The 13961-nt window shown below is 68.8% G+C and carries 15 protein-coding genes; 6 read left to right on the top strand and 9 right to left on the bottom strand.

From position 1 onward, the window contains the following. Positions 1-8 precede the first annotated feature (8 nt). The 3 genes from LJE69_RS07810 to LJE69_RS07820 all read right to left on the bottom strand — a co-directional run bounded on the left by LJE69_RS07810 (position 9) and on the right by LJE69_RS07820 (position 5470). On the bottom strand, positions 9-620 hold the full coding sequence (locus LJE69_RS07810) for a fasciclin domain-containing protein (RefSeq protein ID WP_296923619.1): 612 nt from the start codon (positions 618-620) through the stop codon (positions 9-11). Between the two features lie 300 nt (positions 621-920). After that, positions 921-3014: an ATP-dependent zinc metalloprotease FtsH gene (gene ftsH, locus LJE69_RS07815; RefSeq protein ID WP_367114642.1), complete on the bottom strand. Its 2094-nt coding sequence runs from the start codon at positions 3012-3014 to the stop codon at positions 921-923. Positions 3015-3553: 539 nt separating this feature from the next. Continuing rightward, positions 3554-5470 carry a glycoside hydrolase family 15 protein gene (locus tag LJE69_RS07820; protein WP_296923622.1) on the bottom strand — a complete coding sequence of 639 codons (1917 nt, stop codon included), beginning with the start codon at positions 5468-5470 and terminating at the stop codon, positions 3554-3556. A gap of 591 nt (positions 5471-6061) precedes the next feature. Between LJE69_RS07820 and LJE69_RS07825 the strand changes: the two genes are divergently transcribed. Next, positions 6062-6277 carry a DJ-1/PfpI family protein gene (locus LJE69_RS07825; RefSeq protein WP_296923625.1) on the top strand — a complete coding sequence of 72 codons (216 nt, stop codon included), beginning with the start codon at positions 6062-6064 and terminating at the stop codon, positions 6275-6277. Positions 6278-6390: 113 nt separating this feature from the next. Beyond that, positions 6391-7773: an FAD-binding oxidoreductase gene (locus LJE69_RS07830; protein WP_296923627.1), complete on the top strand. Its 1383-nt coding sequence runs from the start codon at positions 6391-6393 to the stop codon at positions 7771-7773. 102 nt (positions 7774-7875) lie between these two features. On the opposite strand, the gene LJE69_RS07835 is transcribed toward LJE69_RS07830, so the two are convergent. Then, positions 7876-8361 carry a hypothetical protein gene (locus LJE69_RS07835; RefSeq protein ID WP_296923629.1) on the bottom strand — a complete coding sequence of 162 codons (486 nt, stop codon included), beginning with the start codon at positions 8359-8361 and terminating at the stop codon, positions 7876-7878. A 91-nt stretch (positions 8362-8452) separates the two neighbouring features. Further along, the gene (locus tag LJE69_RS07840) at positions 8453-8722 is read right to left on the bottom strand and encodes a hypothetical protein (RefSeq protein WP_296923631.1); all 270 of its coding nucleotides are present in this window, start codon (positions 8720-8722) and stop codon (positions 8453-8455) included. A gap of 213 nt (positions 8723-8935) precedes the next feature. Between LJE69_RS07840 and LJE69_RS07845 the strand changes: the two genes are divergently transcribed. Both LJE69_RS07845 and LJE69_RS07850 read left to right on the top strand, forming a co-directional pair. Next, entirely contained in the window at positions 8936-9100 is a 165-nt protein-coding gene (locus LJE69_RS07845; protein ID WP_296923633.1) for a DUF1328 domain-containing protein, read from the top strand. A gap of 81 nt (positions 9101-9181) precedes the next feature. Next, positions 9182-9400: a hypothetical protein gene (locus tag LJE69_RS07850; RefSeq protein WP_296923635.1), complete on the top strand. Its 219-nt coding sequence runs from the start codon at positions 9182-9184 to the stop codon at positions 9398-9400. Here LJE69_RS07850 and LJE69_RS07855 read toward each other — a convergent pair. Beyond that, positions 9354-9782: a TM2 domain-containing protein gene (locus tag LJE69_RS07855; RefSeq protein ID WP_296923637.1), complete on the bottom strand. Its 429-nt coding sequence runs from the start codon at positions 9780-9782 to the stop codon at positions 9354-9356. The two genes, LJE69_RS07850 and LJE69_RS07855, sit on opposite strands and share 47 nt — an antisense overlap. A gap of 190 nt (positions 9783-9972) precedes the next feature. Here LJE69_RS07855 and LJE69_RS07860 point away from each other — a divergent pair, with 190 nt between their 5' ends. Further along, positions 9973-11037 (top strand): AI-2E family transporter, encoded by a 1065-nt coding sequence (locus LJE69_RS07860; protein ID WP_296923639.1) that lies wholly within the window; start codon positions 9973-9975, stop codon positions 11035-11037. A 204-nt stretch (positions 11038-11241) separates the two neighbouring features. Here LJE69_RS07860 and LJE69_RS07865 read toward each other — a convergent pair whose 3' ends face one another. Continuing rightward, positions 11242-11778 carry a retropepsin-like aspartic protease gene (locus tag LJE69_RS07865; protein ID WP_296923641.1) on the bottom strand — a complete coding sequence of 179 codons (537 nt, stop codon included), beginning with the start codon at positions 11776-11778 and terminating at the stop codon, positions 11242-11244. Between the two features lie 443 nt (positions 11779-12221). Between LJE69_RS07865 and LJE69_RS07870 the strand changes: the two genes are divergently transcribed. Continuing rightward, entirely contained in the window at positions 12222-12764 is a 543-nt protein-coding gene (locus LJE69_RS07870; RefSeq protein WP_296923642.1) for a PRC-barrel domain-containing protein, read from the top strand. Between the two features lie 243 nt (positions 12765-13007). Here LJE69_RS07870 and LJE69_RS07875 read toward each other — a convergent pair whose 3' ends face one another. Together LJE69_RS07875 and LJE69_RS07880 are read right to left on the bottom strand one after the other, a co-directional pair. Then, complete coding sequence (locus LJE69_RS07875; RefSeq protein WP_296923645.1) at positions 13008-13436, bottom strand: hypothetical protein; 429 nt, start codon at positions 13434-13436, stop codon at positions 13008-13010. A 120-nt stretch (positions 13437-13556) separates the two neighbouring features. Continuing rightward, a complete protein-coding gene (locus tag LJE69_RS07880) occupies positions 13557-13865 on the bottom strand; it encodes a hypothetical protein (RefSeq protein WP_296923646.1) in 309 nt (102 codons plus the stop codon). Between the last annotated feature and the right edge of the window lie 96 nt (positions 13866-13961).

A 13961-nucleotide genomic window follows, 5' to 3' on the forward strand; every position in this document is an offset into this window, starting at 1 on the left:
GTTGCGGCTTACAGGTTCAGCCCGTCGACGATGTGCACGACGCCGTTGCCGGCGACGAGGTTGGTATTAATGATAGCGGCGCTACCGAAGCTCATGGACTTGCCGCCCTGGTCGATGGGGATGCTGCGGCCGCCGATGGTCTCGACGTGGCGACGCTGGAGCAGGTCGGTGGCGGACAGACGGCCTTGGACGACGTGGGCGCTGAGCATCTTCACCAGCTTGTTCTTGTCCTTGAACAGGTCATTGCGCTCGGCGTCGCTCAACTGCGCGAAGGCCTGATCGGTGGGGACGAACACCGTGAACGGCCCCGGCCCGTTCAGCACGTCGCCGAAGCCGGACTCCTGCACGGCGCGACGGTAGTCGCTGAATAGCGCGGAGTTGGCGGTGATGTCGTCCACCTTGGTCTCGGCCGCGGCGCCGGTGAGCGTGGGCAGGCCGTAGGCGCTGTCCGGATAGAGGTCTGGCGCCTCGTAGTTCTTGGCGCCGGCCTGGGCGCGGGCGATGGTCTCGTCGTCGGCCACGTGCTTGCCGATGCTGAGCGCCGCCAGCGGGCCCAGGCCCATGGCGATGAGCACGAAGATGCCCATCATGTTGCGATTGGAGAGTTGTTGCTCGGTCATGCTGCATCTCCTGCCGCCGTTGTGGCGGAGAGTTGGTTCGCAGAAGCCGGCCGGTGCGCCCGCGGGCGGGTTGCCCCGGACGAGGCACCGGCACGGATGTAGCCCCAGTGAATGCAGCGGCCGTGCCGGCAATACAGTGTGTTAATGAGGGGATTGGCCGAATCGATGCGACGGCGCGGCTTTCAGGCGCGTGGAAGGGCGCCGGAGGCATCGATCGGGTGCGTTACGTAAAGTCCATAAACCATTGTCCCGTCAGTTTTTCCGGTGAAATGCACCGGGCCGCGTGCGAAACGCACCGGCTCATCCGGCCGCGGCGCGCAGGGGCTTGCCATTGCTGGCAGCGGTATCGCACAGCAGTTGGTGGATCTGCTCGCGGTCCAGGACCTCCTCTTCCAGCAGGCGCTCGGCCAGGCACTCCAGCGCCGCCTGGTGCTGGTGCATCAGGTCGCGGGCGTCGCGCTCGATGCCGCCGATGAGCGCCTGGATCTCTTCGTCGATGCGCTGGGCGGTGCTGTCGCCGTGGTCCTCCGGGCCTTCCTGCATCTCGCGGCCGAGGAACACGGGCTGTTGCCCGCGGCGGAAGGAGACGGGGCCGATGACCTCGCTCATGCCCCAGCGGCTCACCATGCGCCGGGCGAGCTTGGTGGCCTGCTCCAGGTCGGACTCGGCGCCGGTGGTGACCTCGCCGAACACCAGTTGCTCGGCGATGCGCCCGCCGAGCATCACGCCGATGCGATCGCGCAGGTAGCTCTGCTTGTAGGTGTGGCGCTCCTCTTCCGGAATCTGCTCGGTGACGCCCAGCGCCTGGCCACGGGGGATGATGGTGACCTTGTCCAGCGGATCGGCGTTCGGCAGCAGCCAGGCGAGCAGCGCGTGGCCGGACTCGTGCACGGCAATGAGCCGGCGCTCGTCGTCGCCGATGACCTGCTCGCGCTCGGCGCCGAGGGCGATCTTGTCCCGAGCCTGGGCGAACAGCGCCATGTCCACCTGCTGCTTGCGGTTGCGTCCCGCCAGCAGCGCCGCCTCGTTGACCAGGTTTTCCAGGTCCGCGCCCGAGAAGCCGGTGGTGCGGCCGGCGATGAGGCCCAGGTCCACGTCGTCCGCCAGCGGGATCTTCTTCGCGTGGATCTCAAGGATGGCGCGGCGCGCCTTGCGGTCCGGCAGCTCCAGGTAGACCTTGCGGTCGAAGCGCCCGGGGCGCAGCAGGGCGGCGTCCAGCACGTCGGCGCGGTTGGTGGCGGCCAGCATCACCACGTTCTCGTGCGGCTCGAAGCCGTCCATCTCGCTGAGGATCTGGTTCAGTGTCTGCTCGCGCTCGTCGTGGCCGCCGCCGAGGCCGGTACCGCGGGAGCGGCCGACGGCGTCGATCTCATCGACGAAGATGACGCATGGCGCGGCCTGCTTGGCTTGCTGGAACAGGTCGCGCACCCGCGAGGCGCCGACGCCGACGAACATCTCCACGAACTCCGAGCCGGACATGTGGAAGTAGGGCACGCCGGCCTCGCCGGCCACGGCTCGGGCGAGCAGCGTCTTGCCGGTGCCGGGCGGACCGATGAGCAGCACGCCCTTGGGGATCTTGGCGCCGAGGGCGCGGAAGCGTTGCGGGTCGGCGAGGTGATCGATGATCTCGGCGAGGTCCGCCTTGGCGTTGGCGAGGCCGGCGACGTCGTCCAGGCCGACGTGGACCTCCTGCGCCTGGATGCGCTTGGCCTTGGACTTGCCGAAGCCGAAGATGCCGCCGTCCTTGCCGCCGTCGCCCATCAGCTTCTGCTGCATGCGGTAGCTGATGTACAGGAAGAGCCCGAGCAGCAGCACCCAGGGCAGCAAGGAGATGAGCACCCGGCCCCAGAGGTCGTTCCCGGTGGACCTGGCGGCCACCTGCACGTGGTGCTGCTCCAGCAGATCCAACAGTTGCGGGTCGTTCACCTGCGGCTTGGTGGTGGCGAAGCGCCCATCGAGCTCGTTGGTTTCCGCGCTGGCCTGCTGCGGCTTGCCGCCATCGGCAGTGGCTTCCGAGCCGGTGCCGCCGGCGGCATCGCTCGCCGACTTGCTTGCTGGCCGGCTCGGCTGTTGAGAACCACTCCCCGCGCTGGTGCCGGTCGCTTCCTTGGCGAAGAGACGCCCACTGATGCGGTCGGCGTCGAAGGTCACCTCGGCGACGCGCCCATCGCGCACCGCCTGCTTGAAGTCGCTGTAGGTCAGCTCGGTGGACGGCTGCTCCGTGAACATGCTGAGCACGGTCGCCAGGGCGAAGATGCCGAGGCCGGCAAGGGCGTAGGTATGCCAGGGCGGACCCTTGGGCGGCTGCTTGGGCGGCCCATGGCCGTCTGGCGTCAGGCGGCGCATTTGGCGGCCGAGGGCCTGGTTGAGCTCGTGCAGGTTGAAGTTGGACATGACTGCGTCTCCGGAGGGCTCGGACAGGATGTCTGGGGCGGGAACGCCGTGTTCGGCGCCGACGGGTTGTGGAAGCGGCAAGCATCGGCCGTGCCATGCCCCGGGCGGCAGCGGTTGGATGCGGTTGGATCGAGTGGCAATCGGATGTCGGGCAGGTGCGCCGGTGGCGGGGGAAATGCACCGAGCCTGGATGGCTCGGCGGCTTGGTGTGAGGGCGCGTCGGCCGGTCGCGGCACCGGGAGTGCCGCTCCCACGTCGCGGCACGGGGAGTGCCGCTCCCACGGTGCTTGGTGGGAGCGCCACTGCTGTTTGTGGCGCGATGAGGGCGTGGGGGTTGGTGTGAGAGAGGGCGCTGCCGGTCGCGGCACCGAGAGTGCCGCTCCCACGGCACCGAGCGTGCCGCTTCGGGGCTTGGTGGGAGCGCCACTGGTGTTTGTGGCGCGATGAGGGCGTGCGGTCTTGGTGTGAGAGGCGCTGCTGGTCGCGGCACCAAGAGTGCCGCTCGCACGTCGCGGCACCAAGAGTGCCGCTCCCACGGGCTAGGCCGCGTCGGCGTCCGTGCCGGCGGTGCCGGTGGCGTTGCTCGCTCGGTTGCGCGCCTCGCCGATGGCCTGGGCGGCGTTCACGAGCCCGATGTGGCTGAAGGCCTGCGGGAAGTTGCCGAGCAGTTCGCCCGTGCCGGGGTGCACCTGCTCGGCGAGCAGGCCGAGGTCGTTGGCGCAGCCGGCGGCGCGTTCGAAGATGCACACCGCCTGCTCCAACTGGCCCGCCATGGCGCGCGCCTGGGCGAGCCAGAAGGTGCAGATCAGGAACGGGCCCTCGTCGCCGGGCAGGCCGTCGTCCATGCGGTAGCGGTAGACGAAGCCGTTGGCATCGGTGAGTCGCGCCTCGATGGCGTCCATGGTGGCCAGCACGCGCGGGTCGTCCGCCGGCAGGAAGCCCACCAGCGGCAGCAGCAGGGCGGCAGCGTCCAGCTCGGCCTTGCCGAAGGCCTGGGTGAAGGCGCCGGCGTGCTCGCTCCAGCCGCGGGTCAGGATGGCCTGGCGCAGGTTGGTGCGGGCCTCGCGCCAGCGCGCGACGCGGCCAGCGCTACCGCCGTCCGGGAACAGCTCGGGTGCCAGGTCGATGGCCCGGTCCAGGCCCGCCCAGCACATGAGCTTGGAGTGCAGGTAGTGCCGCGGCTTGCCGCGTATCTCCCAGATGCCGTGGTCCGGTTCCTGCCAGCGGTTGGCGGCGGCGTCGGCGATCTCGGCGAGGAAGCGCCGCGCCGTCTCGGTCATGTCCGCGAGCTGGCCGCGCAGCCGGTGCGCGGCCAGCAGCACGTCGCCGTAGCCGTCGAGCTGGCGTTGCGACCAGGCGGCATTGCCGACGCGCACCGGGCGGCTGTTGCGCCAGCCGGTGAGCCAGTGCTGCTCGCGTTCGGTGAGGTCGTGCTCGCCGTGGATGCCGAACACGCATTGCAGCTCGCCGTCCTCGCGCACCTGGATCAGCGCGGTGGCGCCGAGGAAGTCGAAAAAGCGGTGTGCCTCCGCCGGGCAGGCGGCGACCCAAAGGGCGTCCAGGGTCAGGCTCGCGTCCCGCACCCAGCTGTAGCGATAGTCCCAGTTGCGGCTGCCGCCGATGCAGGTGGCGAGCGACGTGGTGGGCGCGGCCACCACGGCGCCGGTGGGCTGGTAGGCGAGCCCTTGCAGCACGCGGCCGCTGTGGCGCACGAGCTCGGTCCACGGGCCGTCGTATTTCTGGTGCACGTCGGACCAAGCCTGCCAGGCGGCGAGGGTCAGCTCGATGCCCTCGGTGATGCCGGCGGGCGGGATGGCCGCCGGCGCGCCGGCGGTGAGCGGGTTGTGCTGCAAGGCGAGCCGCAGCCGCTCGCCTTCGCGGAGCCGCACTTGGGCACGGGCGGCGGAGTCGGTGATCGACCAATCCGCCTCGCCCGACAGCCGCAGGATGCCCGCGCCGCCGCGGGTCACCAGGCCCCCCGCGGCGGGCTCCAGCAGTGGGCGGATCAGGCCGTACTCTGGGCGTGGCTGGTAGTCCAGGTCCACGGTGACCTCGCCCCGGGTGCAGCGCAGCTCGCGCAGCAGCAGGTGTGGCGCATTGCGGCCGAGGATGTCCGCCTGCTCGTCGACGCCGGTGGCCAGCGTATCGCGCAGCACGGCGACGCCGCCGGCGCAGCGAAAGCAGGTCTCCAGCACCAGGGACTCCGGGAGGTAGGTGCGGTCGGTGGATTCGACGTTGCGCGGCGTCACCGCGAAGTGGCCGCCGTCGTCGTCCAGCAGCCGGGCGAACTGCGCCGGTGCGTCGAAGCGCGGCAGGCAGAGCCAGTCCACGCTGCCGTCGCGGTGCACCAGCGCCGCGCCGTGGCGGTCGGACAGCAGCGCGTAGTCGGCGATGGCGCGGCCGCTCATGGCTGCCTCCGCGCCCATGCAGCCGGCCGCGGTGGGGATGACGGCCACGGCGGCGTGGCCGTTACAGGCACCGCGGATGCGGATGCCGGTGCGGGTTGCCGGGGCTTGGCTGGGAGAATGCTCGGCATGGCGTGCTCTGGTCGTTGGCGTTGGTGCTGAGGGCGGCGCGGGCGTATCGGGCGTTTGGGAGAGGCCGTCCACATACTGCCGGGGCGCAAGGCGCATGCCAGCCGCGCGGCGGGCGGAGGTCTTCTGCCGTGGGCCGATTGGCCGGCAGCGCGGGGCTTATGCTCCGAGGCCCGGGGCAGATGCACCGCGCCCCGTGGGAGCGGCGTCTTCGCCGCGATTGCGGGCTTTGGGCGCTGCATCGCGCCGAGGACGGCGCTCCCACGGTGGTGCGGTGGTGTGGGAGCGGCGTCTTCGCCGCGATTGCGGGCTTTGGGCGCTGTCTCGCGCCGAGGATGGCGCTCCCACGGTGGTGCGGTGGTGTGGGAGCGGCGTCTTCGCCGCGATCGGCACGGCGCCTCAGGCTTGGCACTGAGCGTGCTGCGTTTGGGAGCAGTGCACTGACTCCGTCGCAGGCCGGCGGCTGCCGCTGCGTGCACCCGAGCGAACCAGATCACCAACCGGAGGCAGCAGATGTCAGAACCACTCGCGAACCGCAACATCGGTGTCCTCGTGGAGGGGCGGCGGGTGACCTCGGTGCCGTCCATCCGCGACGACCTCGTCAATGCCGGCGCCCGCTGGGAGGACAGCGAAGTGGTGCGCGACGACCCGCTGATCTCGAGCCGGAATCCGGGTGATCTCCCAGCGTTCTGCCGCACCATCATTGCCGCACTGAGCGAGGCGGGGTAGGGCGCGCCCTTCCTCGCTCATCGCGAACGGCGACCAAGGCCGGGCGGCGTTCCGCGCCCCGGCATACGCCGTCGCCCGCCGCCTCACCACACGGCCACCACGAGGAGGCAACCATGCCCGACGAAAATACGATCCAGGAACTCGCAGCGCGTCTGCACGGCCAATTGCTGCGGCCCACGGACGCGGGCTACGACGAGGCCCGCAAGCTCTACAACGCCATGATCGACCGGCACCCGGCGCTGATCGCACGCTGTGCCGATGAGGCGGACGTAGTCGCCTGCGTCAACCTGGCCCGGGAGCTTGGGCTGCCGCTCGGCGTCCGCGGCGGCGGCCACAACGGGCCGGGGCTGGCGCTAGTGGACGACGGCTTGGTGGCGGACCTGTCCGGCATGGATGCGCTGGCGGTTGATCCGGCGGAGCGCACGGTGCGCGTGGGACCGGGCTGCACCTGGGGCGACGTGGACCGCGCGTGCGGCGAGCACCGGCTGGCCACCGTCAGTGGCATCATCTCGACGACGGGCGTGCCGGGCCTCACACTTGGCGGTGGCCATGGTTATCTGACGCGCAAGTACGGCCTCACGGTGGACAACCTGCTGGAGGCCGAGGTGGTACTCGCGGATGGCCAGGTGGTGACGGCCAACGCCGACGACCATCCGGACCTGTTTTGGGCGCTGCGCGGCGGTGGCGGCAACTTCGGGGTGGTGACCTCGTTCCTGTTCCGGCTGCATAAGGTGGGCGAGGTGCTGGCGGGGCCGAGCGTCTGGTCCATGGACGACGCCGAGGCGGTGCTGCGCCGCTATCGGGACCTGCTGCCGACGGCGGACGAGAATCTGTCCGGCTTCTTCGCCTTCATGACGGTGCCGCCGGCGCCGCCCTTCCCGGAGTCCCTGCACGGACAGAAGGTGTGCGCCATCATGTGGTGCTGGCTCGGCAAGCCGGAGGAACTGGATGGGGCGCTGGCACCGCTGCGCGACGCCATTGCACCGGTGTTCGAGCACATCGGACCGATTGGGTATCCGGCGCTCCAGGGCATGTTCGATGCACTCTATCCGCCGGGGCTGCGCTGGTACTGGAAAGGCGACTTCATCCGGACGCTGCCGGATGAGGCGATCGCTCTGCACGTGGCGCACGCGCGCGAGATGCCGACGCCGCTGTCCGCCGTGCACCTGTTTCCCATCGACGGCGCGGTGCACCGGGTAGCGCCGGATGCGACGGCCTTCGGCTACCGCGATTGCCATTGGTCGTCGGTGATTGTCGGCGTGGGCGAGCGCCTCGAGGACGACGACGTCATCCGCGACTGGACCCGTAACTATTGGCAGGCGCTGCATCCGTACTCCGCCGGCGGTGCCTACGTGAACTTTATGGAGGACGAGGGCGAGGAACGGGTACGCGCCGCCTATCGCGGCAACTATGACCGGCTCGCTGCGGTGAAGTCGCGCTACGATCCGGCCAACCTGTTCCGGCACAACCAGAACATTCGGCCGGCGCCGGTGTAGGGGGCCATGAAATTCAGAAAGCATTCGGTGTAGATCCGCTCGTTTTCGGCGTTGCGAGCGATACGTTCACGGTCTCCGCCCCCAGGCATCTCGCAGGCGCTTTCACGGAAATGGCGGGACGCCGCCCGGATCGGTGCCCAACAACAGCACCTCCGGATGGCTCTCGGCAACTTGCGTCTCCACCCACTCCAACTCGGCGTTGTCCACGTCGGCGACGATCATCATGTCGCCGTGCCTCAGCGCGTCCTTCTGGGCGCTCACGGCGGCATACCGGCGGCTGAGCCGGGACTGCTGCCAGAAGGCGCCGGTGCCCGCGCCGACCAGCGCCAGCAGCTCGGCGGTCTCGGAGTCGATGCCGATGAGCAGCACCGCGCCGACCACGGCGAACGCGATCGCGCCTGCGATGGCGGCGAGCACAATGGACAGGATGCCCCGGTGCCAGCGGATCGCCTGCACACGGAGTCCTTCGGGGATGCGCTTGCCGTAAACCTTGAGCCGCTCGGGCGGTAAGCCGAGCGCCAGCATATCCTCGACGACGCGGGCGCCGTTTTCCGGATCGCGGGCGCGGATGTAGATGCTTGTGGTCATGGCCAATACCCTTTGTCGTTGCTCGCACCCAGGGTGGATCGCCAGCGGCTCGTAGGACATGTCCACGCCGCAGGGGCGGTGCGCAGAGGCCTCACGCGCGCCGCTGGCCCAGATGGTCATGAAAATAGAAGCAACCCACGTGCCGACGCGGCGAGCGTGCAGCGGTCGCCCGACCGGCGCCGCCCGTGTCTTTCGCACCGGAAGAATTGGGCATTTGCCCCGCCGGTGCAGCCGCGGAGCCGGCGGAGTTGTGGTCCACGCGGGCCGTGGCGGAAACCGGCCCGCGGTCGGGCGTGGCGGCGAAGATGGTCATCGCCCGGACCGCCGCGACGATCATGAGGGCCGCATTGCCGGCGCTCATCGGTAGCGTCTTGCGCGTGGCAAGCGCGCTGACGCCGGCGGGCTGCGGCCTCGCCGTCGGCTCGGCACACGGCACGCGAAGGGCTTATGCACGCGGCCCTGGCCCGCCCATTGCAGTGTGACTCACCAACATCGCCGAATTCGGCATCGTGATGCCAGCGTTCCCGGCGGTGGACCATGCTGAGTATCCAACGACACCAACTGGAGGTTATCCATGTTTCAGTGGGCTGTGGTCTTTCTCATCGTTGCCATCATTGCCGGCATTTTCGGCATGACCGGGATCGCGGGCGCCGCCACGCACATCGCCTGGCTGCTGTTCGTGGTTGGGCTGGTGCTCGCTGTCATCTTCTACTTCCGCGGTCGCGGTGCCATGTCCTGATGTGCCCTGAGACCGGGAGGCGGGCGGGGTCCGTCGCCGCGGCCTTTGCCCCAACCCTCCCAACGCTACGGGAGCGAACCCATGAACAACCAGTTTGTCCTGCTATTCTCGGTCGTGGCCGTCGCTGCGGCCGTGGCCGTGCGTGGTGAGGGTCCAACCCCGCTGACCGTCTGGCTGATCTTCATCGCCAGTGTTGCCGCCGCGGTCTACTTCTTCGGCGTTGCGAGCAATACCTTCACCGTCTCGGTGTTTCTCACACCGTCGCGGCATGGCCGGTTTGGTGGTCGAGACCTTCGTTGACCTCGTCGATTTGCTCGTTCAGCGTCCAGTAGTCGTACAGGTAGCCGATCAGGAAGAGACCACCGGTGAGCAGCCAGATCAGGCCCGTGAGCCACTTGCCCAGATAGAAGCGGTGGATGCCGAGCAGGCCGAGGAAAGTGAGTAGAATCCAAGCGACGTTATAGCTCTTGGGCCCGGTGATGAAGCGCCGGTCGGCCTGTTGGCTCATGCCCGGGATCAGCAGCAGGTCGATGATCCAGCCGATGAGCAACAGGCCGGCCGTGAAGAACCAGATGGTCCCCGTGATGGGCTTGCCGTAGTAGAACCGATGGGCACCCATGAATCCGAAGATCCAGAGCAGGTAGCCCATCATGGTGGAGTGGGTTTCGGCTTGGCGAGACATGGCAACTCCGTGGTTTGGTGGTATGCATGATGAGTGATCCGCCCGACCGCGTTGGCGGGCGACCGCTTCGGCGCGGAGATCGACCTCCGGCGCCCGGACGTCCGCGATGGCCGGTTTGCCGGATGCGAAATCCATCTGCGGATGATGCGCAGATCCCGTGCCAGCCGGACGCGGGTGGGTGCAGAAGCGGATGAGCAGCGACCTCACAACCGGTGCCGGCACCGGCGCGCCCTGGACATTCCCGCGCGTCGTCCTGCTCGCGGCGACCCTGGGGACGCTGGCGTTGCTGGTCTGGCTGGTCGTGGCTGTGGCGAGCGTGGTCCTGCTGACCCTACTCGCGGTGCTGCTCGCGGTGATGCAAGACGGCATCGTGCGGGCGGTGCGTGCGCGGGTGGCCATGCCGCGCTGGAGTGCGCTCGTGCTGCTGTGGCTGGCGATTGCCTTGCTGGTGGTGGGGGGCAGCCTGGTGCTTGTGCCCCGGGTGGTGGTGGACATGAAGGATCTGAGCCACCGCATCCCCGAAGCGCTGTCGGAGATCGATGCCTCGATCGAGAGCACCGCGTGGGGGCAACGGGCCGCGACCGAATTCGCCGCGCTCCGGAAAGCGGGCACCTTGCAGGAGGCGGCGCAGGGGTTCCTCGGCTTCTTCTCGTCCGTGCTCGGCGCCGTCAGCGGCATCCTGCTGGCGGTCGTGCTCGCCATGTTCCTGGCGAGTGAGCCGCACACCTACGTCAACGGTGCGCTGCGGCTGCTGCCACCGGCGTCGCGCCCGCGTGCCGCCGAGATCGCCGAGGCCATCGGGCGTGCACTGCGCTGGTGGCTGCTGGGGCGCTTCGCGGCCATGGCCGTCGTGTTCGTCCTCACCTGGATCGGCTTGCTCGTGCTGGGGCTGCCGCTGGCCTTCCTGCTGGCCTTGATTGCCGGCGTGTTTTCGTTCGTGCCGACGGTCGGGCCGCTGGCGGCCGCGGTACCGGCGCTCCTGGTGGGCCTGTCTGCCGGCCCGCAGCAGATGCTCTGGGTGGCGCTGCTGTACCTGGGCATCCATCTGGTGGAGGGCTACGCGGTCACACCCTTCATCCAGCGCCGGGCCGTGCGCCTGCCGCCGGCGCTGCTGTTGATCTCGCAACTCGTGATGGGCGTGTTGGCGGGCGTGCTCGGCGTGCTGCTGGCAACGCCCATCCTGGTGGTGCTGATGGTGCTCGCCGGGATGCTGTACGTGGAAGATCAGCTCGGCGAGCCTGTCGATCTGCCCTGAAGCCGCGGTGGCGCGGCAGTTGAGACAGTGAACGTATTGCTCGCGACGCCGAAAGAGAGCGGAACGTAGATCGGGTTAGCGCAGCGTATCCCGACGACGGGCGTCGGTAAGCCGTTGGTTGTCGGGTTGCGCTATCGCTGACCCGACCTATACCGATATTTTCACGGTCTCAGCTGGGCGCCACGTGCTGGCGGGCGCGTGGTCTCAGCCCGGCGCCTCGGCCGTGCGCAACAGCTCGCCCGCGGGGTGATCGCCCGCCACGTCCTTCTGCGCGCCGCAGCGGCTCAGGAACAGCGCCGGCGGCTCGACCGAAAAGATGAAGGGCGCCGCGCGGCGCAGCGCGCTCAGGCCCAGGATCTGCCTGGACTTACCCGGAAAGACGGCCGCTTCGACGTCCTCGAGCCAGCATTGGGCGCCAATGCGCATGCGCGCAATCGCATAGACCGGCACGGTCAGCTCCGAGCCGTCGGCGAGCACACCGCGCAGATCCTTCACGTAGCGTGCGGCATTGCGCTGTTGCAGCGCCGCGAGCGTTTCTTCGTTGATGGTGGTGTAGCCGGAGCCCGTGTCCACCATCAATTCCACCGGGCCGACGCCGTCGATGTCGCCGCTCACGTAGAAGGTCGCCGCGGATTTCTCCTGCATGGCGACGCGGAAGCGGAAGTCTTCGGGATGGTCGGCGGCGGCGGCGGGGCCGAGAGCACAGGACAACAGCAGCAGGGGCAGGGTTGCGACTCGCATGGGCGTCTTCGGGGCAGCGGTGGATCGGCGGGAGGGATTCGGGCGGGCTCAGTTGGTTCTGCGGCGCGGTCTGGGTGGACAATCCATGGACAACCCGCGGCTGCCCGCTGGGCAACCCTACAACGAATACGGGGCTGAGCACAAACCGGAATGCCAAATGAGGGATCGCCCCCGACAACATCGACCCGGGCGCGGGTCCGTCCCGGATCTACGGAAATACGGGGTCGGGCACTTGGGCTTTACCACCGCGAGCGTTGGAAAAGCACCGCATTCGGCCGTGGGGTCGGCCATGGGCAGCGCGGGGCAACTGCACTCACCCGGCTAACCGCGCGTGTCGGCGCCGCGCGCATTGCTGGCACATCCGCTGCAACAGTCGGGATCGTCCGGCGCACGATTCGGCGACCGGACAACTGCCATCAAACAACCGCAGAGGAGTGAATACCATGAAGCACCCTATCGCTGCCGCCAGCGCCTTCGCCCTAGCGCTCGCCCTTGGTGGGTCGGCCGCCCTGGCCGAGCAGTCCCAGCAGATGCAGCACCAGCAGGGCCAGACCACCCAAGGCTCCGGCATGGGGCAGCAGTCCGGACAGCAGGGCGCCATGACGGAGAAGCGAGCCGATCAAATCGCCGGCATGGAGGTCGTCAACCGCGAGGGGAAGAAGATCGGCAAGGTGGAGAAGGTCTTGCGCGACAAACAGAACAACAAGGCCTACACCCTGGTCTCGGTGGGCGGATTCTTCGACATTGGCGACAAGGACATCGTACTGCCGCTGGATTCGCTGCGGGTGAAGGACAACAAGCTGGTCGTGCCGCGGGGCCTGGGCACCAAGGCCGCCCTCTCGAGTCTGCCGCCTTGGGATGAGTCCAAGTACCACAAGATCGCGGACTCGGAGCAGGTCGGGATCGAGCAGGCGGAATTCGCGGCCTTCGAGTCCAAGGGCAGTTCCGGCAACTCCGGCAACTCGGGCAGTTCCGGCGGCATGTGATGTGGCCGGCATGACCCCGGTGCCGTGACGGCCACTCGTCGAAGAGTGGTGTCACGGCGGGACGGGCAGGGAAGCCCGATCCTTAGGCGCAGGGTGATCATCGCGCCGGTAGTCGAGCGCGCAAGATATGCGTGCCGCCAGACGCCGTGCTGGCCCCACCTCGATTCCCCATGGCGCAGACAGCGCAGCGCCGCACTGCCGCATTCTGAGCGCATGCTGCGTCAACCTTCTCAAACCGCCGCGTCAGCCAGCGTTGTTACTCTGCGAGGACCGACCCGCGAAGGCGCCGCGCAACCTCGGGAAGGTCAGGCGCCGCGCGATCAGTAGCGCCGGCACCACGCAGATGAGGGCGACGAGCAGGTTCGAGCCCGCGAGCACCGTCAGCGCCAGCGGCCAGCCGATGGCGTAGGCGAGCAGCGCGCTGAGCGCGAGCATCGCGAGCATCCAAGTCGTGCTCGCGGCGAGGGCCGCCACAAACGCCAGCGCCGCGATGGGCACTGCCGCGCTCGCCGCGCGGCGCGCGTCGGCGGCCGCGACGTCGGTGACCGCCGCCGCCGCAGCGCGGTAGGCACGGAGCAGCTCCGCCACCGCATCTGTCGCTGCCGCGGATTGCGCCTGATCGTCGCGGCGGGCGCCCGTGCCGCTTTTGACTTCCGATTTCGCGACTGCCATGGCTGAGTCTCCTGGTTCGGTTGACGGTGGGTGGCGTTGACGGCGGTGGCCCGCGAACGTGCAGCGCGGGCCGATCCGGATCGATCGGCCCGCAACCGTGGTTGCCGCTAGGGGCGCTGGTTACTGGTTACCACCGCTGGTCGGGCTTTGCTGCTCCCGCGGGGGCTCGCTCTGCCCGGACATTGGGCCGTAACCCTGGTTGTTGCCGCTTTCCTGCTCATGTGCCTCGAAGGCGGCGAACTCGGACGGGGTGATGGCCTGGTTGCCATAGGTATCGGCAGCGTCGAAGTGCCGCGACAGGCTCGGATTGCCCTGGGCTTCCTGGCGATCGATGGTGCCGTTGTTGTTCTTGTCGAGGTTGTTGAACATACGGTCCTGGCGGGGCGAAAGGTTGGCCATGCCCCGGTTCGGCCCATACTGCCCCGTCATCGCTTGCTCACCTGCCTGATTCCGGGTCTGATTCCCGGTCCGATTCTGGGCCTCGCGCTGGAACTGACCGGGGGCCGCACCTTGAGCCTGACCTTG

The organism is Thiohalocapsa sp. (assembly GCF_022340605.1).
In the GTDB taxonomy this organism is placed as follows: domain Bacteria; phylum Pseudomonadota; class Gammaproteobacteria; order Chromatiales; family Chromatiaceae; genus Thiohalocapsa.

Bases quoted from the DNA above. Each gene is read 5' to 3' on its own strand.
- LJE69_RS07810 (WP_296923619.1), bottom strand. From the start codon at position 620: ATGACCGAGCAACAACTCTCCAATCGCAACATGATGGGCATCTTCGTG.
- ftsH (WP_367114642.1), bottom strand. From the start codon at position 3,014: ATGTCCAACTTCAACCTGCACGAGCTCAACCAGGCCCTCGGCCGCCAA.
- LJE69_RS07825 (WP_296923625.1), top strand. From the start codon at position 6,062: ATGTCAGAACCACTCGCGAACCGCAACATCGGTGTCCTCGTGGAGGGG.
- LJE69_RS07830 (WP_296923627.1), top strand. From the start codon at position 6,391: ATGCCCGACGAAAATACGATCCAGGAACTCGCAGCGCGTCTGCACGGC.
- LJE69_RS07835 (WP_296923629.1), bottom strand. From the start codon at position 8,361: ATGACCACAAGCATCTACATCCGCGCCCGCGATCCGGAAAACGGCGCC.
- LJE69_RS07840 (WP_296923631.1), bottom strand. From the start codon at position 8,722: ATGAGCGCCGGCAATGCGGCCCTCATGATCGTCGCGGCGGTCCGGGCG.
- LJE69_RS07845 (WP_296923633.1), top strand. From the start codon at position 8,936: ATGTTTCAGTGGGCTGTGGTCTTTCTCATCGTTGCCATCATTGCCGGC.
- LJE69_RS07850 (WP_296923635.1), top strand. From the start codon at position 9,182: ATGAACAACCAGTTTGTCCTGCTATTCTCGGTCGTGGCCGTCGCTGCG.
- LJE69_RS07855 (WP_296923637.1), bottom strand. From the start codon at position 9,782: ATGTCTCGCCAAGCCGAAACCCACTCCACCATGATGGGCTACCTGCTC.
- LJE69_RS07860 (WP_296923639.1), top strand. From the start codon at position 9,973: ATGAGCAGCGACCTCACAACCGGTGCCGGCACCGGCGCGCCCTGGACA.
- LJE69_RS07865 (WP_296923641.1), bottom strand. From the start codon at position 11,778: ATGCGAGTCGCAACCCTGCCCCTGCTGCTGTTGTCCTGTGCTCTCGGC.
- LJE69_RS07870 (WP_296923642.1), top strand. From the start codon at position 12,222: ATGAAGCACCCTATCGCTGCCGCCAGCGCCTTCGCCCTAGCGCTCGCC.
- LJE69_RS07875 (WP_296923645.1), bottom strand. From the start codon at position 13,436: ATGGCAGTCGCGAAATCGGAAGTCAAAAGCGGCACGGGCGCCCGCCGC.
- LJE69_RS07880 (WP_296923646.1), bottom strand. From the start codon at position 13,865: ATGACGGGGCAGTATGGGCCGAACCGGGGCATGGCCAACCTTTCGCCC.